28 protein-coding genes are annotated in these 15362 nt (G+C 49.0%); all 28 read right to left on the bottom strand.

Going from position 1 to position 15362, the window contains the following annotated elements:
* Positions 1-46: 46 nt before the first annotated feature.
* On the bottom strand, positions 47-1363 hold the full coding sequence (locus HXT53_RS05730) for an Mbeg1-like protein (RefSeq protein ID WP_421780167.1): 1317 nt from the start codon (positions 1361-1363) through the stop codon (positions 47-49).
* A 153-nt stretch (positions 1364-1516) separates the two neighbouring features.
* Positions 1517-1951, bottom strand: coding sequence for a 50S ribosomal protein L17 (gene rplQ / locus HXT53_RS05735; RefSeq protein WP_004114389.1), 435 nt, complete (start codon positions 1949-1951; stop codon positions 1517-1519).
* 79 nt (positions 1952-2030) lie between these two features.
* Positions 2031-3026, bottom strand: a complete 996-nt coding sequence (locus HXT53_RS05740; RefSeq protein ID WP_004114387.1) for a DNA-directed RNA polymerase subunit alpha — start codon at positions 3024-3026, stop codon at positions 2031-2033.
* A 79-nt stretch (positions 3027-3105) separates the two neighbouring features.
* Positions 3106-3504 carry a 30S ribosomal protein S11 gene (gene rpsK / locus HXT53_RS05745; protein ID WP_004105468.1) on the bottom strand — a complete coding sequence of 133 codons (399 nt, stop codon included), beginning with the start codon at positions 3502-3504 and terminating at the stop codon, positions 3106-3108.
* 83 nt (positions 3505-3587) lie between these two features.
* Positions 3588-3965 carry a 30S ribosomal protein S13 gene (rpsM, locus tag HXT53_RS05750; protein WP_004105472.1) on the bottom strand — a complete coding sequence of 126 codons (378 nt, stop codon included), beginning with the start codon at positions 3963-3965 and terminating at the stop codon, positions 3588-3590.
* 132 nt (positions 3966-4097) lie between these two features.
* Positions 4098-4211 carry a 50S ribosomal protein L36 gene (gene rpmJ / locus HXT53_RS05755; RefSeq protein ID WP_003842636.1) on the bottom strand — a complete coding sequence of 38 codons (114 nt, stop codon included), beginning with the start codon at positions 4209-4211 and terminating at the stop codon, positions 4098-4100.
* Positions 4212-4232: 21 nt separating this feature from the next.
* Entirely contained in the window at positions 4233-4451 is a 219-nt protein-coding gene (gene infA / locus HXT53_RS05760) for a translation initiation factor IF-1 (protein ID WP_004105485.1), read from the bottom strand.
* Between the two features lie 148 nt (positions 4452-4599).
* Positions 4600-5160: an adenylate kinase gene (locus tag HXT53_RS05765; RefSeq protein WP_004114385.1), complete on the bottom strand. Its 561-nt coding sequence runs from the start codon at positions 5158-5160 to the stop codon at positions 4600-4602.
* Between the two features lie 63 nt (positions 5161-5223).
* Positions 5224-6564, bottom strand: coding sequence for a preprotein translocase subunit SecY (gene secY, locus HXT53_RS05770; protein ID WP_004116039.1), 1341 nt, complete (start codon positions 6562-6564; stop codon positions 5224-5226).
* A gap of 202 nt (positions 6565-6766) precedes the next feature.
* Positions 6767-7222 (bottom strand): 50S ribosomal protein L15, encoded by a 456-nt coding sequence (gene rplO / locus HXT53_RS05775; protein ID WP_004114381.1) that lies wholly within the window; start codon positions 7220-7222, stop codon positions 6767-6769.
* 2 nt (positions 7223-7224) lie between these two features.
* Entirely contained in the window at positions 7225-7407 is a 183-nt protein-coding gene (rpmD, locus tag HXT53_RS05780; protein ID WP_004114379.1) for a 50S ribosomal protein L30, read from the bottom strand.
* Positions 7407-8135 (bottom strand): 30S ribosomal protein S5, encoded by a 729-nt coding sequence (gene rpsE, locus HXT53_RS05785; protein ID WP_004114377.1) that lies wholly within the window; start codon positions 8133-8135, stop codon positions 7407-7409. Before rpsE ends, rpmD begins: the two co-directional genes overlap by 1 nt.
* On the bottom strand, positions 8132-8503 hold the full coding sequence (rplR, locus tag HXT53_RS05790; RefSeq protein WP_004114376.1) for a 50S ribosomal protein L18: 372 nt from the start codon (positions 8501-8503) through the stop codon (positions 8132-8134). Before rplR ends, rpsE begins: the two co-directional genes overlap by 4 nt.
* A gap of 1 nt (position 8504) precedes the next feature.
* The gene (gene rplF, locus HXT53_RS05795; protein ID WP_004114374.1) at positions 8505-9044 is read right to left on the bottom strand and encodes a 50S ribosomal protein L6; all 540 of its coding nucleotides are present in this window, start codon (positions 9042-9044) and stop codon (positions 8505-8507) included.
* Between the two features lie 16 nt (positions 9045-9060).
* Positions 9061-9459 (bottom strand): 30S ribosomal protein S8, encoded by a 399-nt coding sequence (rpsH, locus tag HXT53_RS05800; protein ID WP_004114372.1) that lies wholly within the window; start codon positions 9457-9459, stop codon positions 9061-9063.
* An 82-nt stretch (positions 9460-9541) separates the two neighbouring features.
* On the bottom strand, positions 9542-9727 hold the full coding sequence (locus HXT53_RS05805; protein ID WP_004114370.1) for a type Z 30S ribosomal protein S14: 186 nt from the start codon (positions 9725-9727) through the stop codon (positions 9542-9544).
* 1 nt (position 9728) lies between these two features.
* Positions 9729-10301: a 50S ribosomal protein L5 gene (rplE, locus tag HXT53_RS05810; protein WP_004114368.1), complete on the bottom strand. Its 573-nt coding sequence runs from the start codon at positions 10299-10301 to the stop codon at positions 9729-9731.
* Positions 10298-10633: a 50S ribosomal protein L24 gene (gene rplX / locus HXT53_RS05815; protein WP_004114367.1), complete on the bottom strand. Its 336-nt coding sequence runs from the start codon at positions 10631-10633 to the stop codon at positions 10298-10300. The genes rplE and rplX overlap by 4 nt, the downstream gene beginning before the upstream one ends.
* 1 nt (position 10634) lies before the next feature.
* On the bottom strand, positions 10635-11003 hold the full coding sequence (gene rplN / locus HXT53_RS05820) for a 50S ribosomal protein L14 (RefSeq protein ID WP_004114366.1): 369 nt from the start codon (positions 11001-11003) through the stop codon (positions 10635-10637).
* Positions 11004-11093: 90 nt separating this feature from the next.
* A complete protein-coding gene (gene rpsQ, locus HXT53_RS05825; protein WP_004114365.1) occupies positions 11094-11360 on the bottom strand; it encodes a 30S ribosomal protein S17 in 267 nt (88 codons plus the stop codon).
* A gap of 2 nt (positions 11361-11362) precedes the next feature.
* Positions 11363-11614 carry a 50S ribosomal protein L29 gene (gene rpmC, locus HXT53_RS05830; RefSeq protein WP_004105502.1) on the bottom strand — a complete coding sequence of 84 codons (252 nt, stop codon included), beginning with the start codon at positions 11612-11614 and terminating at the stop codon, positions 11363-11365.
* A complete protein-coding gene (gene rplP, locus HXT53_RS05835; RefSeq protein WP_004114362.1) occupies positions 11614-12033 on the bottom strand; it encodes a 50S ribosomal protein L16 in 420 nt (139 codons plus the stop codon). Before rplP ends, rpmC begins: the two co-directional genes overlap by 1 nt.
* A gap of 4 nt (positions 12034-12037) precedes the next feature.
* A complete protein-coding gene (rpsC, locus tag HXT53_RS05840) occupies positions 12038-12853 on the bottom strand; it encodes a 30S ribosomal protein S3 (protein WP_004114360.1) in 816 nt (271 codons plus the stop codon).
* Between the two features lie 2 nt (positions 12854-12855).
* Positions 12856-13215, bottom strand: a complete 360-nt coding sequence (gene rplV / locus HXT53_RS05845; RefSeq protein ID WP_004114358.1) for a 50S ribosomal protein L22 — start codon at positions 13213-13215, stop codon at positions 12856-12858.
* Positions 13216-13231: 16 nt separating this feature from the next.
* Positions 13232-13510 carry a 30S ribosomal protein S19 gene (rpsS, locus tag HXT53_RS05850; RefSeq protein ID WP_004114357.1) on the bottom strand — a complete coding sequence of 93 codons (279 nt, stop codon included), beginning with the start codon at positions 13508-13510 and terminating at the stop codon, positions 13232-13234.
* Between the two features lie 15 nt (positions 13511-13525).
* Positions 13526-14356, bottom strand: a complete 831-nt coding sequence (gene rplB / locus HXT53_RS05855; RefSeq protein WP_004114355.1) for a 50S ribosomal protein L2 — start codon at positions 14354-14356, stop codon at positions 13526-13528.
* Positions 14357-14390: 34 nt separating this feature from the next.
* Complete coding sequence (rplW, locus tag HXT53_RS05860; RefSeq protein WP_004114354.1) at positions 14391-14687, bottom strand: 50S ribosomal protein L23; 297 nt, start codon at positions 14685-14687, stop codon at positions 14391-14393.
* A 5-nt stretch (positions 14688-14692) separates the two neighbouring features.
* Positions 14693-15358: a 50S ribosomal protein L4 gene (gene rplD / locus HXT53_RS05865; RefSeq protein WP_004114353.1), complete on the bottom strand. Its 666-nt coding sequence runs from the start codon at positions 15356-15358 to the stop codon at positions 14693-14695.
* Positions 15359-15362: the final 4 nt, after the last annotated feature.

Below are 15362 nucleotides of genomic sequence, written 5' to 3' on the forward strand. Positions count from 1 at the left end.
TAGTCGCCCTAGTTGCCCTAGTCTCCAGACTGCAACAATAATCTTTTCAATTCTTATGTTCTGATCCACTAACACCAGTAAACGCACTCATAATATTACGAATTAACTCATAAGTCTTTGAATCCATATGCGTTGCTATGCTCAATATTTTCGGCAAAAGCTCCGACCAATGCGCAGAAATTTCATCAAAAGTAGGATATCCTAAGCTAGTTAAAGCGTTGTAAACACCATCAATTCTGCGTTTTCTTTCTTCGAAAGACAAATTCAACATCCAATCATTAGCAGCTTTAGAAACAGCAAGCGCACGCGGAGTTACATGATCACAATAGTCAAAATCTCCGTCTTTAACCTGCCAATACATGCCAAAATGTTGCATCAATCCAATCGACTCAGCAACCGTAACTTTATACGGTACGCCAGTATCCATGATCAATCCGATAAAAGCAGATTGTGGAACAACTTTTTCAATCCTAGAAACAACGCGAGAAAAAACCTTTGGATCAACAACATCCGAGCCAAAACTAGGACCGTCCATAGAATAAATTTTACTGACAAGATCACCAAGTTGTTGATTTTCTGCATCCAAACGCATAGTCGCATATGCCGCCATATTTCCGCCTTTTGAATGACCCACAACAAATATTTTAGGATTATCACTTAAATCGCAATCATTGTTATTTTCTAGATCGCTATTCTTATTATCGCTATTTTCTAGATCTACCTTATCCAGATCGATATTCTTAAAATCACTCTTCTTATTAAACAAATTCGCAAAATAATCGGCAACACTGCTAAAAATCCCACGAATACCGCCACTTTTGCAAGAATCTTTACACGCGCGCCTAGATATAGAGAGCAAATATTCTGCAGCAGACTCTTGTGCTGGAACTGGGCAGCGAAAAGCCATATTAAAATCTTCCTTCCACCCAACAAGAGTGTTATCAGTCCCCCTGAAAGCAACAACAAAACATCTATAGCCAACACAATCAGTCAAATCAAAAGTAACTGCAGCAAACTGCTGTTCACACGAATCATCAATCTTCGACTCGTCAAAACGCTCAAGAACCTCGCCGACTCGCATTCCCCTATATCGCGGACTAGCTGCAACAGCGAGAAGAAGACTCTTACGAAAATCATCAACTTTAGCTGAACCAGAGCTAAACATTGAAGAAAAATCCTCACCGCGAAGCAATTCGCTTAAAGGAACGGTTGCTAGTGCGTTAGAATCGTCATTATACTTTGGAATCGATTCAGGCATGCAAACATACGCCAACTCGCATAAAATAAGCGAATCTACGGCGTTGAATTTTCTATCTTTAAAGTTAGTAAAATCGTTATTCACTAAATCGAGAATATTTGTCATATTTCAATAATAATTGATACCAGATATAGAAAAGATATATCAGATATAGAAAAACGGGCTGGAGATAAAACTCCAACCCGTTCAATAAATCTAAAACACGACGACTACTCGTCGAAAGATTTACTTACCGATGCATCAAGATGCTAATCTAAGCTACTCGGCTGCTTCTTCTTTAGCAGCAACTTTAGCAGCAGACTCAGCTTCCTTAACGACAGCCTTCTTTGGGCTTACTGGCTCAACAACAAGCTCAATAATAGCTTGTGGAGCAGTATCACCACGACGAGGAGCCATCTTAACGATGCGGGTATAGCCACCTTCACGCTGCTTCATCTGCTCAGCAATTTGAGTGAAAAGCATGTGAACAACGGACTTATTGCGGATCACGCGCAACACACGGCGGCGCGAATGCAAGTCGCCACGCTTAGCGAATGTTATCAAACGCTCAGCAAGTGGACGAAGACGCTTTGCCTTTGGCAAAGTAGTCACAATACGACCGTGCTGGAAGAGGCTAGTAGCCATGTTGGCCAGCATCAGGCGCTCATGCGCTGGGCTAGAAGCCAGACGAGGCCCTTGTTTCGGTGTAGGCATTATTACTCCTTATTGTCGCAGAATTCAGGTGGGCAAAAACCCGAACATCCAAAAACCACGACGATTGGCGGTGGATTGTTTACTCGTCTTCTGGCGAGAAGAACGTGCCACCTTCGAGATTATTGGCGTCAAAGCCAAGCGGCGAGGCCTTAAGAGACAATCCCATAGACTGCAACTTCTCTTTAACCTCATCGATGGATTTCATGCCGAAATTACGAATATCGAGCAAATCCTGCTCAGTGTGTACTACCAGCTCACCAACAGTGTGGATTCCCTCACGCTTCAAGCAGTTGTAGCTGCGCTGCGTAAGATTCAAATCCTCAATCGGAGTAGCCATCTGAGAATCAACTTCTCCCATGACTGGAGCTGGACCAACTTCAACACCTTCTGCATCGACGTTAAGCTCACGGCAAAGACCGAAAAGCTCAACCAAAGTCGAACCAGCAGATGCAACTGCATCTCGTGGTGTAATAGCTGGCTTAGTTTCCACATCCAGGATGAGCTTATCGAAGTCCGTGCGCTGTTCCACGCGGGTAGCTTCGACCTTATAGCTCACCTTCAAAACTGGTGAGTAGATCGAATCCACTGGAATGCGACCGATTTCGCTGTTTTCCTGCTTGTTCATCTGAGCAGGTACATAGCCACGACCGCGCTCCACGGTGAACTCAATTTCAAGCTCACCATCTTCAGCAAGTGTAGCGATATGCATCTCTGGATTGGCAATAGTGACGCCAGCAGGAGGAGTAATATCTCCAGCTGTTGCTTCACCCTTGCCGCTCTTGCGAAGATACATCACTACTGGCTCGTCATACTCACTTGTAAGTACGATACCCTTAATGTTCAGCAGGATTTCAGTGACATCCTCTTCAACACCTGGCAGAGTCGTGAACTCATGGAGAGCACCAGAAATGCGTACCGAAGTTACGGCAGCACCTGGAATGGAGCTCAATAGGGTACGACGCAGCGAATTGCCGAGCGTGTATCCGAAACCTGGTTCCAACGGCTCAATTGTAAAGCGAGAACGCTGGGGATTCAGTGATTCCTCGGTAAGTGTTGGACGCTGTGCGATAAGCACTTTTGTATCCTTTCAGCTTCTGGTCGGTGGTGCACTCGCCGCCCATAAGCGGGTTGGATGGATGGATTCGTAAGAGTGCTCAGACGCGGCGACGCTTTGGTGGGCGAACGCCGTTATGCGCTTGTGGGGTGACGTCGGTAATAGAACCGACTTCAAGACCCGCGGACTGAAGGGAACGGATAGCGGTTTCACGACCGGAACCTGGACCCTTAACAAACACGTCGACCTTCTTCAGGCCATGTTCCATTGCCTTACGAGCAGCAGACTCAGCAGCCATACCTGCAGCGTAAGGAGTCGACTTGCGGGAACCCTTAAAGCCGACATCGCCACCGGAAGCCCAAGAAAGGACTGCGCCCGATGGATCGGTGATGGAAATAATCGTGTTATTGAATGTTGATTTAATATGCGCCTGCCCAACCGGTACCGACTTGCGGTCCCGGCGACGCGGCTTGCGCGAGGCTTGCTTTGCAGCTGCCATTGACCCTCGTTTCCTAATGACGAATTAGTTGGTATGTCTAGGCGATGAGAATTAACTCGTGGCCTAGAGCCGACCACCGACTACTATCTGGTGGCCTTCTTCTTCCCGGCGACAGTACGCTTCGGACCCTTACGAGTACGAGCATTAGTCTTAGTACGCTGACCACGCACAGGAAGACCCTTGCGATGACGCTGGCCTTGATAGCAGTTGATCTGAATCTTACGACGAATGTCTGCATCGATTTCACGACGCAAATCGCCTTCAATCTTATAATTAGCTTCAAGATAATCACGCAAAGTGATTAACTGTTCATCCGTAAGATCCTTGACGCGGGTATCCGGATTAACACCGGTCGCGGCAAGCGTTTCCTTAGCGCGAGTACGGCCTACACCAAAAATGTAGGTGAGGGCAATCTCAATGCGCTTCTCATTGGGAATATCTACTCCGGCAAGACGTGCCATTGTAATTCCTTTACTATTACGCAGGTCGTGCACCAAGTCTCCCGCAATCATGCGGCCTGGGCCTGCGCACCCAGGGTTCAGCTTTAGCTGCGACTTAGCGCCTTATCCTTTATCTTCGCGGTGGGGATCCACTCAGCCCTGACGCTGCTTATGACGTGGGTTGATGCAAATCACCATGACGCGACCGTGACGGCGGATCACGCGGCAATTTTCGCAGATCCTCTTCACGCTAGGGCTGACCTTCATGGTTTTCCTTTGCTTGTACCTTTACTTATAGCGGTACGTAATACGACCACGGTTCAAATCATAAGGGCTCATCTCCAGCACAACACGATCTTGAGGAAGAATACGAATATAATTCTTACGCATCTTTCCAGAAATCGTAGCCAGTACAATGTGCTCGTTCTCAAGCTGAACGCGAAACATCGCGTTTGGCAGTGCTTCAACTACCGTGCCTTCGACTTCAATCACACCGTCTTTTGCCATGAGCCTCGTTCCGTTCCTTGGACGTACTACTTTACGTATCCGAAGACACGCCAATCTTCTATGATACAGTAAATGCGCCCAATACAACACTCGGCGTGTCGCAAAAGGCGCATTATAAATACGAGAAAATCTAAATTTTAAATAAATCTCATACCAAAGACTCAACTATGCGATTGTTGATTTCAGCAATATCGCCAACACCATCAACCTCAACAAGCTGACCACGGCTTTCATAAATATCAAGAAGAGGAGCAGTTTCCTTCTCGTAAGTTTCCAAACGAGTAGCAATTACCTCAGGAGTATCATCTGAACGACCCTGCTCAATTGCGCGCTTCTTCATACGCTCAAGCAAAACCTCACGCTCCGCTTCAAGAGCAACAACGTGATCCAAAGGAGTACCAAGCTCCTCAAGCATAAGATCCAAAGCCTTAACCTGAGACGCATTACGTGGATATCCATCAAGAATCCAGCCATTCTTAGCATCATCCTGAGCAAGACGATCCTTAACAATGCTATTTGTCAATTCATCTGGAACAAGCTCACCCTTATCAAGATAACCCTGAACCTTCTTACCAAGCTCCGTTTGATTCTTCAAGTTGTAACGGAAAATATCGCCAGTAGAAATAGCAGGAATCCCATAATGCTCTGCAAGCAAAGCAGCCTGAGTGCCCTTACCAACGCCCTGTGGTCCCATAATTAGCAATCGCATATTAATCTCCTTGTTTCTTTATGCTCCATCGCAAATCTTAACAACAAAACCTATCTAGTAATACTACTTAGCAACTTGCTTACTATCGTTATGATCAAACAAGAATCCAGCATACTGGAACTGTTCGGTCTGAGCCTTGGCTTGACGCAAAGTATCCAAGCCAACACCTGCGATAATAAGAATCGTAGTACCACCAAATGGAAGCTTCATATTAAGGTGCAAAGACATAATCAAAACTGTTGGAATCAACGCTACGAATAGCAAATAGACAGCACCAACAGTGTTTAATCTATTCATAACATAGCTAAGATAGCGGCTTGTAGCACTACCAGCACGAATACCTGGGATAAAACCGCCGTATTCCTTCATGTTATCTGCAGTTTCATCTGGATTAAAAGTAATCTCAGTGTAGAAGAAGCAGAAGAACACAATCATAACTGTGTACAAGGCTATGTACCACACAGAAGTAGAGTTTGCTAAATTGGCATTAATCCAACGCACCCAATCCTTACGACTATCACCAAACTGAGCAAGAAGAGTTGGAATAGCAAGAATCGAGGATGCAAAAATTGGTGGGATAACACCACTCATATTGACCTTAAGAGGTAAGTATGTGGAAGAACCGCCATACATCTTACGACCAATCATTCGGCGCGTATACTGTACAGGAATTCGACGCTGAGCGAGCTCCACGAAATCAACGAAAATAAGAATTACAAGCAGAACGCCACCGACAATAGAGAACTTGGTCCAATCGCCATTAGTACCATTGGTTCCCCAACCAATTTCCCACAGCTTTGGAAGGAAGCCAGAGCAGATAGACATGAAGATTAACACTGACATGCCCTGACCAATACCCTTATCCGTAATAAGTTCTGCCATCCACATGATCAAACCAGTGCCACCAGTCATAATCAAAACCATAACCAGTAAGCTCCACATAGAGCCATCTGGAATAACCTGACCACACTGATAATTAAATAGTGCACCAGAACGTGCAGTAACCAAAATGGTTGTGGACTGCAAAATTGCCAAGCCAATAGTCAAATAACGAGTGTACTGAGTAAGCTTTGTTTCTCCAGACTGACCTTCCTTGTGAAGAGCCTCAAAGCGAGGAATCACAACTCTAAGCAGCTGAATAACAATAGATGCCGTAATATAAGGCATAACACCCAATGCAAAAATAGACAGCTGCAAAAGCGAACCACCAGAGAACAGGTTCACCAAACCAATAAAGTTTTCACTAGAAGAAGCAAGCTTGGCTGTGCAAGCACGTATAACTTTGTAATCAACGCCAGGAATCGGAATAAAGGAACCGATTCTGTAGATGATAATCATTGCGAAGACGAAGAGGATCTTATTCCTCAACTCCTTCGTCCTGAAGGCCTGGATTAACGTTTTCACCTGGGTCTTCCTCCCTTTTTTGCGCTACGATCTAGGCGCAACAGTAAAAAAACAAACTCTGAGGCAATAGTTTATATCACGGTGCATACCGATACAGTTATTCCGTGAGTTTAGTCAATAAAAAATAATCCCTCTAGCTAAAACTAGAGGGATTATTAAACAGTTAAATCACTGCGTTAATTAGCATTATCAGCTGAGTACATTACTCTTCGCTAACAGAGCCACCAGCAGCTTCAATCTTGGCTTTAGCGGATGCAGAAGCTTTAACTCCCTTAAGAGTCAAAGCAACCTTAAGATCGCCATCGCCCAAAACCTTAACTGGATAGCCATCACGCACAGCGCCCTTAACTACCAAATCAGCAACAGTGACTTCGCCACCATTTGGGAAGAGTTCTTCGAGGGCTGCAACATTAACAACCTGGAACTCTTTCTTGAATGGGCTCTTAAAGCCACGAAGCTTAGGCAAACGCATGTAAAGTGGAAGCTGGCCGCCTTCAAAGCCTGGACGAACTTGGTAACGCTTCTTCGTACCCTTATCGCCACGACCCGAAGTCTTACCTTTAGAGCCTTCACCACGACCCACGCGAATGCGATCCTTCTTAGCTCCTGGAGCTGGACGCAACGTGTGCATGTGCAACATTGGTTCTTCATTAGCCATAATCAGTCAACCTCCTCAACGCTCAGCAAGTGGCGAACGGCCATAACCAAGCCACGATTGACTGGATTGTCCTCGCGAACAACGCTCTGGCCAATCTTGTGAAGACCGAGAGTTTGAACGTTCGCGCGCTGACGCTCGGTGGAATGAACCAAACCGTGCACCAGAGTGATCTTCAAGTTAGCCATCACTCACCATCCTTTGCTTGGGCAGCCTTAGCAGCCTGAGCTTCTTCACGAGCCTTGCGAGCTTCGGCAATGCCTGCAGCGCGCTCACGAAGCAATGCGTCTGGTGCAACTTCCTCGAGGGAAAGTCCACGACGAGCGCAAATCTCCTCTGGCTCTTCAAGCTTCTTCAAAGCATCCACAGTAGCGCGAACCACGTTAACAGCGGTTGCAGAGCCCATGGACTTGGTGAGGATATCGGTAATGCCAGCGCACTCCATAACAGCACGCACAGCGCCACCAGCAATTACACCAGTACCTGGAGCAGCTGGACGAAGCAAAACTGTGCCAGCAGCATCGTGACCCAACACAGGGTGGGTTACGGTACCACGAATACGTGGAACAGTGAACATATGCTTCTTAGCATCAAGCTGACCCTTAGCGATAGCTGCTGGAACTTCGCGAGACTTACCGTAGCCAACACCAACAGTGCCCTTACCGTCGCCAACAACAACAAGTGCTGCAAAGCTAAAGGTACGACCACCCTTGTGAGTCTTGGAAACACGGTTAATAGTAACTACGCGATCCAGAAGCTCTTCGCCGCGGTTTTCTTCACGACGGTTACGACGCTCTCCGCGCTTACCTTCGCCCTTAGAGCGACGGGAACGGCGATCGTCAGTACGCTCCTCGGCGGATGCCTGAGTGTTCTGAGTTTCTTCAGCCACTTGGGTTTCCTTTTCGTTATCGCTCACAGTGCTAGACCTCCCTGACGGGCGCCTTCAGCTACTGCTGCGACGCGACCATGATACTTATTACCGCCACGATCGAAGATTACAGCGGTAATACCCGCTTCCTTCGCCTTGGCAGCGATTAACTCGCCAACCTTGGTAGCAGCTTCAGTCTTCGTACCAGTAAAACCAGCGAAGTCAGAAGTCAAGGTGGAAGCGCTTACAAGGGTAAGACCCTTAGTGTCATCCACAATCTGAGCAACCATGTGACGGTTAGAACGAGAAACTACCAAACGTGGGCGCTCTGGAGTGCCAGAAATGCGCTTACGAAGACGGGCGTGACGACGCAAACGCGCGACTTTGGTACCCTTACCGAAAATCTTAACGCTCATATCACTTACCAGCCTTTCCAGCCTTGCGCAAAATACGCTCATCGCTGTACTTAATGCCCTTACCCTTATAAGGTTCTGGAGCACGCAGCTTGCGAATGTTAGCGGCAGCCTGACCAACGGCCTGCTTGTCAGTACCCTTGACGATTACCTGATTTGCGTTTGGCAATTCAAACTCAATACCCTCAGGTGGCTGAACGGTAATAGTGTGAGAATATCCGAGTGAGAACTCAATGCCCTTACCCTTCATCACAGCACGATAACCAGTTCCAACAATGTCCAAAGTCTTGGTGTAGCCTTCATGCACACCCTTAACCATGGACGCTACGATTGCACGAGCCAAACCGTGCTTTGCACGAGTTGGACGCAAATCATCAGCTGGGGTTAAAACGATCTTGCCATCAGCAACTTCAGCGGTAATACCTTCTGGAATTACATAGGAATCAGAACCCTTAGCGCCCTTAGCACTAAAGGACTGACCTTCAATCTTTACTTCCACGCCTGCAGGAATGTCGACGGGGAGCTTACCAATATGCGATGCCATTTTCAGCTCTCCTTTCTCACCATACGTAGGCGACGATTTCGCCGCCAATGCCTCTGTCGAGGCATTCCTTCTGAGTCAACAATCCCGAGCTGGTCGAGATAATAGCGATACCGAGACCACCAAGAGGCATAGGCAAAGAATCAGACTTTGCGTAACGACGCAAGCCTGGCTTAGAAATGCGCTTGATGCCCTGGATGGAACGCTGACCATTGGAGCCATACTTTAATGTGACTTCCAAAGTCTGTCCAACCTTGGCTTCCTTAGCAGCAAAGTCTTTAATATAGCCTTCACGCTTCAGAATCTCGGCGATATTCGCCTTGAACTTGGAGTACGGCATTTCCACGGTATCGTGCTTTGCCGCGCTCGCATTACGCAGACGTGTCAACATGTCTGCGATAGGATCTGTCATTGTCATGTTGGGCTAACGCCCTTTCTCGCCGTGGTTTCCACCGCCTGTTTTAGTTATTCTTAAAGCAGTGGACCTTCAGCGTCGATATTTACCAACTGGACTTCGTAACACCCGGCAACTCACCGCGATGTGCCTTTTCACGAAGGCATACACGGCACAGACCGAACTTGCGATACACGGAGTGAGGACGACCACAAACCTGGCAACGCGTATAAGCGCGCACCTTGAACTTCGGCTTAGCGGCCGCCTTGTTTTTCAGAGCGGTTTTTGCCATATCAGTTCTCCTTGAATGGGAAACCGAGGTGCTTAAGTAGCGACTTCGCTTCCACATCGTCCTTGGTGGTGGTCACCACGGTGATGTCCATACCACGCTGATGATCAATCGAATCAGGATCAATCTCGTGGAACATTGACTGCTCCGTAAGACCAAAGTTATAGTTACCCTGACCGTCGAACTGGTTGCCATTAATACCACGGAAATCGCGGATACGTGGCAAAGCCAGAGTGAGCAAACGATCCAAGAATTCCCACATACGATCACCACGAAGAGTTACGTAAGCGCCAATAGCCTGACCTTCGCGCAAATGGAACTGCGCAACAGATTTCTTAGCTTTAGTAACCTTTGGCTTCTGACCAGTGATCAAAGTGAGATCCTTAATCGCACCTTCGATAAGCTTGGAATCGCGAGCTGCAGCGCCAACGCCCATAGAGACGACGACCTTCTGCAAACGAGCCACCTGCATAGGATTAGTGTGGCCAAATTCCTTTTCCAAAGCTGGAACGATTTGATCATTGTATTGCTGCTTTAAGCGCGGAGTTGCCGGCGCCTCAACTGTAGTATCGGTCATGCCAGCTCCTTTCCGGACTTCTTAGCTACACGCACGCGCACGGTCTTTACTTTGCCGTCGCGAGCTTCTTGCTTAACAATCACGCCCACGCGGGTTGGTTGCTTGGTCTCTGGGTCAATCACCATAACGTTAGAACGGTGAATTGGAGCCTCAACAGAGACGATGCCTGCCTGCTGACCCTGCTGGGTAGCACGCACATGCTTCTTAACAACCTGAACACCCTCGACGATCAAACGGTCTTCGGCGAGTACACGAAGTACTTTGCCTTCCTTACCGCGATCCTTGCCGCGGATAACCTTTACCTGGTCGCCGGACTTAATCTTGGCTACCATCTCAGATCACCTCCGGGGCGAGGGACACAATCTTCATGAAGCGCTTATCACGCAATTCACGACCGACTGGTCCAAAGATACGAGTGCCCTTTGGTTCACGGCCGGAGCCGAGAATAACAGCGGCGTTCTCGTCGAACTTAATATAGGAACCATCAACACGACGATGTTCCTTGACCGTACGGACGACGACAGCTTTAACTACGTCGCCTTTCTTGACCGACCCGCCAGGAATAGCATCCTTAACGGAGGCGACGATGATGTCGCCGATGCCGGCATAGCGTCGCTTCGATCCACCGAGCACGCGGATGGCAAGCAATTCCTTAGCACCCGTGTTGTCGGCGACATGAAGCCGCGTTTCCTGCTGAATCATTGATTCTCCTTAGTCGAGCTGGTTCTCCCCGCTCACCCGTACCTACTAGACAACAGGCACAGGTGAAGCGCGGAGCCTTGCTGAACTTGTTTACTTGGCGCGCTCGATAATCGAGTCGAGACGCCAACGCTTGGTCTTGCTCAAAGGCCGAGTTTCCATGATACTCACGAGATCGCCAATATGCGCCTCATTGTGTTCATCATGTGCCTTGACCTTGCGTGTGGAGCGGACGACTTTACCGTAAAGTGGGTGTGTCGAACGCTGCTCCAGCTCCACGGCAATTGTCTTGTCCATGGCCTCGGACACGACGTAGCCGCGACGAACCTTGCGGAAGTTGCGCTCTTGGTTCTCAGCCATGCTTACTTCTCCTTGACCTCAGTGGCGCCAGGCTCTTGGCTGATGCCGAGTTCACGCTCACGCAGGATAGTATACATCCTGGCTATGTCGTGCTTGACCGCCTTGAGGCGAGCGCTGTTTTCGAGTTGACCAGTTGCTGCCTGGAAGCGCAAGTTAAAAAGCTCTTCCTTGGACTTCTTTAAGAAGCCTTCGATTTCAGCATTAGTCTTCTCGTTTAAATTCTTGATGGTGTAGTCTGCAGTTCCGACTGGCATCAGATGTCACCGCCTTCACGCGCAATAACACGGCATTTCATTGGGAGCTTGTCGATAGCGCGGCGCAAAGCCTCGCGAGCGACGTCCTCAGAAACACCACCGATCTCGAACATTACACGACCTGGATGGATGTTAGCAATCCAGAATTCTGGAGCGCCTTTACCGGAACCCATTCGTGCACCAAGCGGGTGCTTGGTTAATGGACGATCAGGGAAAACCGTAATCCACACGCGACCACCACGCTTAATATAGCGGGTCATTGCGATACGGGCTGCCTCGATCTGACGGTTAGTGATGTACGCCGGAGCCAGCGCCTGAATACCGAAATCGCCGAAAGCGATAGCGGTTCCACCCTTAGACATGCCGCTACGGGTAGGACGGTGCTGCTTGCGATATTTAGTCCTTTTTGGGATAAGCATCTGCTCACTCCTTCGTTTCCGTTGCGGCAGGAGCTTCAGCAGCTGCAGCTTCAGCTGGCTTCTCAGCCTGTGCTTCGGCAGCCTTCTGCTGGTTGGCAGAGCGTGCGCCACGACGTGGACGACGATCGCCACGGCGACCTTCACGCTTACCCTGCTGGGCCTGCTGCTCTTCGAACTCACGCTCGGTCATATCACCCTTATAAATCCATACCTTTACGCCGATACGGCCGTAGGTAGTCTTAGCTTCAAAGAAGCCGTAATCAATAAGGGCACGCAGGGTCTGCAGTGGAACGCGACCCTCACGATAGAACTCAGAACGGCTCATTTCGGCGCCACCAAGACGACCAGAGAGCTTAATACGGATACCCTTTGCACCTGCGCGCATTGCATCCTGCTGTGCTTTACGCATAGCGCGACGGAATGTAACGCGATTGGTTAACTGTTCCGCAATTCCCTGAGCAACCAATTGAGCGTCAAGTGCAGCATTCTTCACTTCGAAAATGTTGAGCTGTACTTGCTTACCAGTGAGCTTCTCAAGCTTTGCACGAACACGCTCGGCTTCTGCGCCACGACGACCGATAATAATACCTGGACGAGCGGTGTGAATATCAACACGAACGCGGTCACGAGTACGCTCGATAACGATGCGGGACACGCCTGCACGTTCGAGGTCATGGCTCATTTCCTTGCGAATCTTGTCATCCTCAAGGACGAAGTCACGGTAACGCTCGCCGGCTTTAGTAGAATCAGAGAACCACCTAGAGCGATGATTCTCGGTAATGCCCAGGCGATAGCCGAAAGGATTGATCTTCTGACCCATCTTTAGCGATCCCCTTCCTTAAGCGAGACGATAACAGTGATATGGCTTGTGCGCTTGTTAATGCGCGCAGCGCGACCTTGTGCACGAGCGCGGAAACGCTTAAGCGTTACACCCTCATCCACATAGGTTTCCTTGATGACCAAGTCTTGCTCACGGAATGGTTCTCCAGCCTTTTCAGCCTTAACGCGAGCGTTAGCGATCGCGCTTTCAAGAACCTTACGCACTGGTAAAGATGCGTCCTGAGGAGCAAACTTCAAAATGGTAATAGCTTCGCTTGCACGCTTGCCTCGGATGAGGTCGACCATGCGGCGAGCCTTGCGCGGCGTCACACGTACGTGACGAGCGATTGCTTTAGCTTCCATGTGTCCTAACTCTCCTTTAGCGGCGTGCTTTCTTGTCGTCCTTCACATGACCCTTGAAGGTCTTGGTTGGGGCGAATTCACCGAGCTTATGACCAACCATTGCTTCGGTAACGAATACCGGCACATGCTTGCGGCCATCGTGTACGGCAAAGGTGTGTCCAATGAAATCAGGAGTGATCATCGAACGACGCGACCACGTCTTGATGACGTTATGCGTGCCCTTGTCGTTTTGTTCGTCGACTTTCTTCTGTAAGTGGGCGTCGACGAAAGGGCCCTTCTTGATGCTACGAGTCATCTGTTCGACACTCCCTTACTTGCGGTTCTTACCATTCGGACGACGACGAACAATCATCTTGTTCGAAGCCTTCTTCGGACGGCGGGTACGAACCTCGCCCTTGCCCCATGGAGAAACAGGTGGTTTACCACCACGGGTACGACCACCATGAGGGTGATCAACAGGGTTCATAGATTCGCCTCGGGTGATTGGCCTGCGACCAAGCCAACGAGCACGACCTGCCTTACCAAGCTCGATATTAGCGTGGTCAGAGTTGCCAACCTCGCCGATTGTAGCGCGGCAACGAGCGTCCACGTTACGAATTTCGCCAGATGGCATACGCAACTGAGCGTAAGCGCCATCCTTAGCTACGAGCTGAACGGCAGCACCTGCGGAGCGTGCAATCTTTGCGCCACCAAGTGGACGAAGCTCGATTGCGTGCACCACGGTACCAGTTGGGATGTTCTTAAGAGGCAAGTTGTTGCCTGGCTTAATATCAGCCTGGGCGCCAGTCTCAATAACATCTCCCTGGGAAATGCCTTCAGGAGCGATAATGTAGCGCTTCTCACCATCTGCATAATGCAACAATGCGATGCGAGCGGAACGATTAGGGTCATACTCAATATGAGCAACCTTTGCTGGCACGCCATCCTTGTCCCAACGCTTAAAATCGATGAGACGATACTGACGCTTGTGTCCGCCGCCGCGATGGCGGGAAGTCATGCGACCGTAAGAGTTACGACCGCCAGTTTTGCTGAGTTTGCGTACCAACGACTTTTCAGGAGTGGAACGCGTAATCTCGGAGAAGTCCGAAACGGATGCGTTACGACGTCCTGCAGTCGTAGGCTTATAAACGCGGATAGCCATAATGTAGTATTCCTTTACTTTTCTCGGCTAGCCTTCAGTTACCAAAGATATCGATTGTCTGGCCCTGTGCCACGGTGACAATAGCACGCTTCTGATTCACACGACGACCGAAGCCGGTGCGAGAGCGCTTAAGCTTGCCAGCGCGATTCAAGGTGTTAACATTCGTTACCTTGACTTTGAAGATTTCTTCGATAGCCTGCTTGATCTGAACCTTGTTAGCATTTGGAGCTACCACGAAGGTGTACTGACCACGATCGGAAGCTGCATAGCTTTTTTCAGAAACAACTGGCTTTAAAATGATGTCATGTGCTGGGTTATGGACTGCGACCATTTAAATCAGGCCTCCTTAACTTCAGGCTCGGTCTTAGCTGCAACGAAGGCTTCGAAACCTTCCTTGGAGAAGACTACGTACTGAGCGGTGATGACATCGTAGGTGTTGAGCTGATCAGCGAAGATCACATGCACCGTTGGAATGTTACGAACAGACATCCACTCATTGATGTTTTCACGAGAAAGAACAACAGTGGTGAACTGATCCTTAGTTACTGGTGTAAGTGCTGCAACTGCTGCTTTGGTGGATGGAACATCCTTAATACCAAAGTCCACAACTGCAATGCGACCAGCATTTGCACGATCCGAAAGAGCATAACGAAGAGCAGCTGCCTTCATCTTCTTTGGAGTACGCTGATCATACTTGCGAGGAACTGGACCATGTACAACGCCACCATGCACCCACTGTGGAGCACGAATGGAGCCTTGACGAGCACGTCCGGTGCCCTTCTGCTTCCATGGCTTCTTACCGCCGCCAGATACATTAGCGCGATTCTTAACCGCGTGAGTACCCTGTCGAGCAGCAGCAAGCTGAGCAATAACGACCTGATGAACCAATGGACCGTGAGCCAAAACGTCTTCGTTGGAGATGCCGAAAATCTCAGCAGGAGCTTCAACAGTTCCGTTTGCATTGCCCTTGGTGTCAGTTACGTTCAGAGTTACGTTTGCCATTTAA

It is taken from the genome of Gardnerella sp. KA00390 (assembly GCF_049244075.1).
GTDB classification, from domain to species: domain Bacteria; phylum Actinomycetota; class Actinomycetes; order Actinomycetales; family Bifidobacteriaceae; genus Bifidobacterium; species Bifidobacterium vaginale.

What these genes read in the sequence shown, in the direction of transcription:
- rpsQ (WP_004114365.1), bottom strand. Translation starts at nt 11,360, where the DNA reads ATGGCTGAGAACCAAGAGCGCAACTTCCGCAAGGTTCGTCGCGGCTAC.
- rpsC (WP_004114360.1), bottom strand. Translation starts at nt 12,853, where the DNA reads ATGGGTCAGAAGATCAATCCTTTCGGCTATCGCCTGGGCATTACCGAG.
- rplQ (WP_004114389.1), bottom strand. Translation starts at nt 1,951, where the DNA reads ATGCCTACACCGAAACAAGGGCCTCGTCTGGCTTCTAGCCCAGCGCAT.
- rpsK (WP_004105468.1), bottom strand. Translation starts at nt 3,504, where the DNA reads ATGGCAGCTGCAAAGCAAGCCTCGCGCAAGCCGCGTCGCCGGGACCGC.
- rplB (WP_004114355.1), bottom strand. Translation starts at nt 14,356, where the DNA reads ATGGCTATCCGCGTTTATAAGCCTACGACTGCAGGACGTCGTAACGCA.
- rplX (WP_004114367.1), bottom strand. Translation starts at nt 10,633, where the DNA reads ATGGTAGCCAAGATTAAGTCCGGCGACCAGGTAAAGGTTATCCGCGGC.
- rpmD (WP_004114379.1), bottom strand. Translation starts at nt 7,407, where the DNA reads ATGGCTAACTTGAAGATCACTCTGGTGCACGGTTTGGTTCATTCCACC.
- HXT53_RS05730 (WP_421780167.1), bottom strand. Translation starts at nt 1,363, where the DNA reads ATGACAAATATTCTCGATTTAGTGAATAACGATTTTACTAACTTTAAA.
- rpmJ (WP_003842636.1), bottom strand. Translation starts at nt 4,211, where the DNA reads ATGAAGGTCAGCCCTAGCGTGAAGAGGATCTGCGAAAATTGCCGCGTG.
- rplO (WP_004114381.1), bottom strand. Translation starts at nt 7,222, where the DNA reads ATGGCTAATGAAGAACCAATGTTGCACATGCACACGTTGCGTCCAGCT.
- rpsH (WP_004114372.1), bottom strand. Translation starts at nt 9,459, where the DNA reads ATGACAATGACAGATCCTATCGCAGACATGTTGACACGTCTGCGTAAT.
- infA (WP_004105485.1), bottom strand. Translation starts at nt 4,451, where the DNA reads ATGGCAAAAGACGGTGTGATTGAAGTCGAAGGCACGGTAGTTGAAGCA.
- rpmC (WP_004105502.1), bottom strand. Translation starts at nt 11,614, where the DNA reads ATGCCAGTCGGAACTGCAGACTACACCATCAAGAATTTAAACGAGAAG.
- rplR (WP_004114376.1), bottom strand. Translation starts at nt 8,503, where the DNA reads ATGAGCGTTAAGATTTTCGGTAAGGGTACCAAAGTCGCGCGTTTGCGT.
- rplE (WP_004114368.1), bottom strand. Translation starts at nt 10,301, where the DNA reads ATGACCGATACTACAGTTGAGGCGCCGGCAACTCCGCGCTTAAAGCAG.
- rplV (WP_004114358.1), bottom strand. Translation starts at nt 13,215, where the DNA reads ATGGAAGCTAAAGCAATCGCTCGTCACGTACGTGTGACGCCGCGCAAG.
- rpsM (WP_004105472.1), bottom strand. Translation starts at nt 3,965, where the DNA reads ATGGCACGTCTTGCCGGAGTAGATATTCCCAATGAGAAGCGCATTGAG.
- HXT53_RS05765 (WP_004114385.1), bottom strand. Translation starts at nt 5,160, where the DNA reads ATGCGATTGCTAATTATGGGACCACAGGGCGTTGGTAAGGGCACTCAG.
- rplP (WP_004114362.1), bottom strand. Translation starts at nt 12,033, where the DNA reads ATGCTTATCCCAAAAAGGACTAAATATCGCAAGCAGCACCGTCCTACC.
- HXT53_RS05805 (WP_004114370.1), bottom strand. Translation starts at nt 9,727, where the DNA reads ATGGCAAAAACCGCTCTGAAAAACAAGGCGGCCGCTAAGCCGAAGTTC.
- rplF (WP_004114374.1), bottom strand. Translation starts at nt 9,044, where the DNA reads ATGGCATCGCATATTGGTAAGCTCCCCGTCGACATTCCTGCAGGCGTG.
- rpsS (WP_004114357.1), bottom strand. Translation starts at nt 13,510, where the DNA reads ATGACTCGTAGCATCAAGAAGGGCCCTTTCGTCGACGCCCACTTACAG.
- rplW (WP_004114354.1), bottom strand. Translation starts at nt 14,687, where the DNA reads ATGGTCGCAGTCCATAACCCAGCACATGACATCATTTTAAAGCCAGTT.
- rplN (WP_004114366.1), bottom strand. Translation starts at nt 11,003, where the DNA reads ATGATTCAGCAGGAAACGCGGCTTCATGTCGCCGACAACACGGGTGCT.
- rplD (WP_004114353.1), bottom strand. Translation starts at nt 15,358, where the DNA reads ATGGCAAACGTAACTCTGAACGTAACTGACACCAAGGGCAATGCAAAC.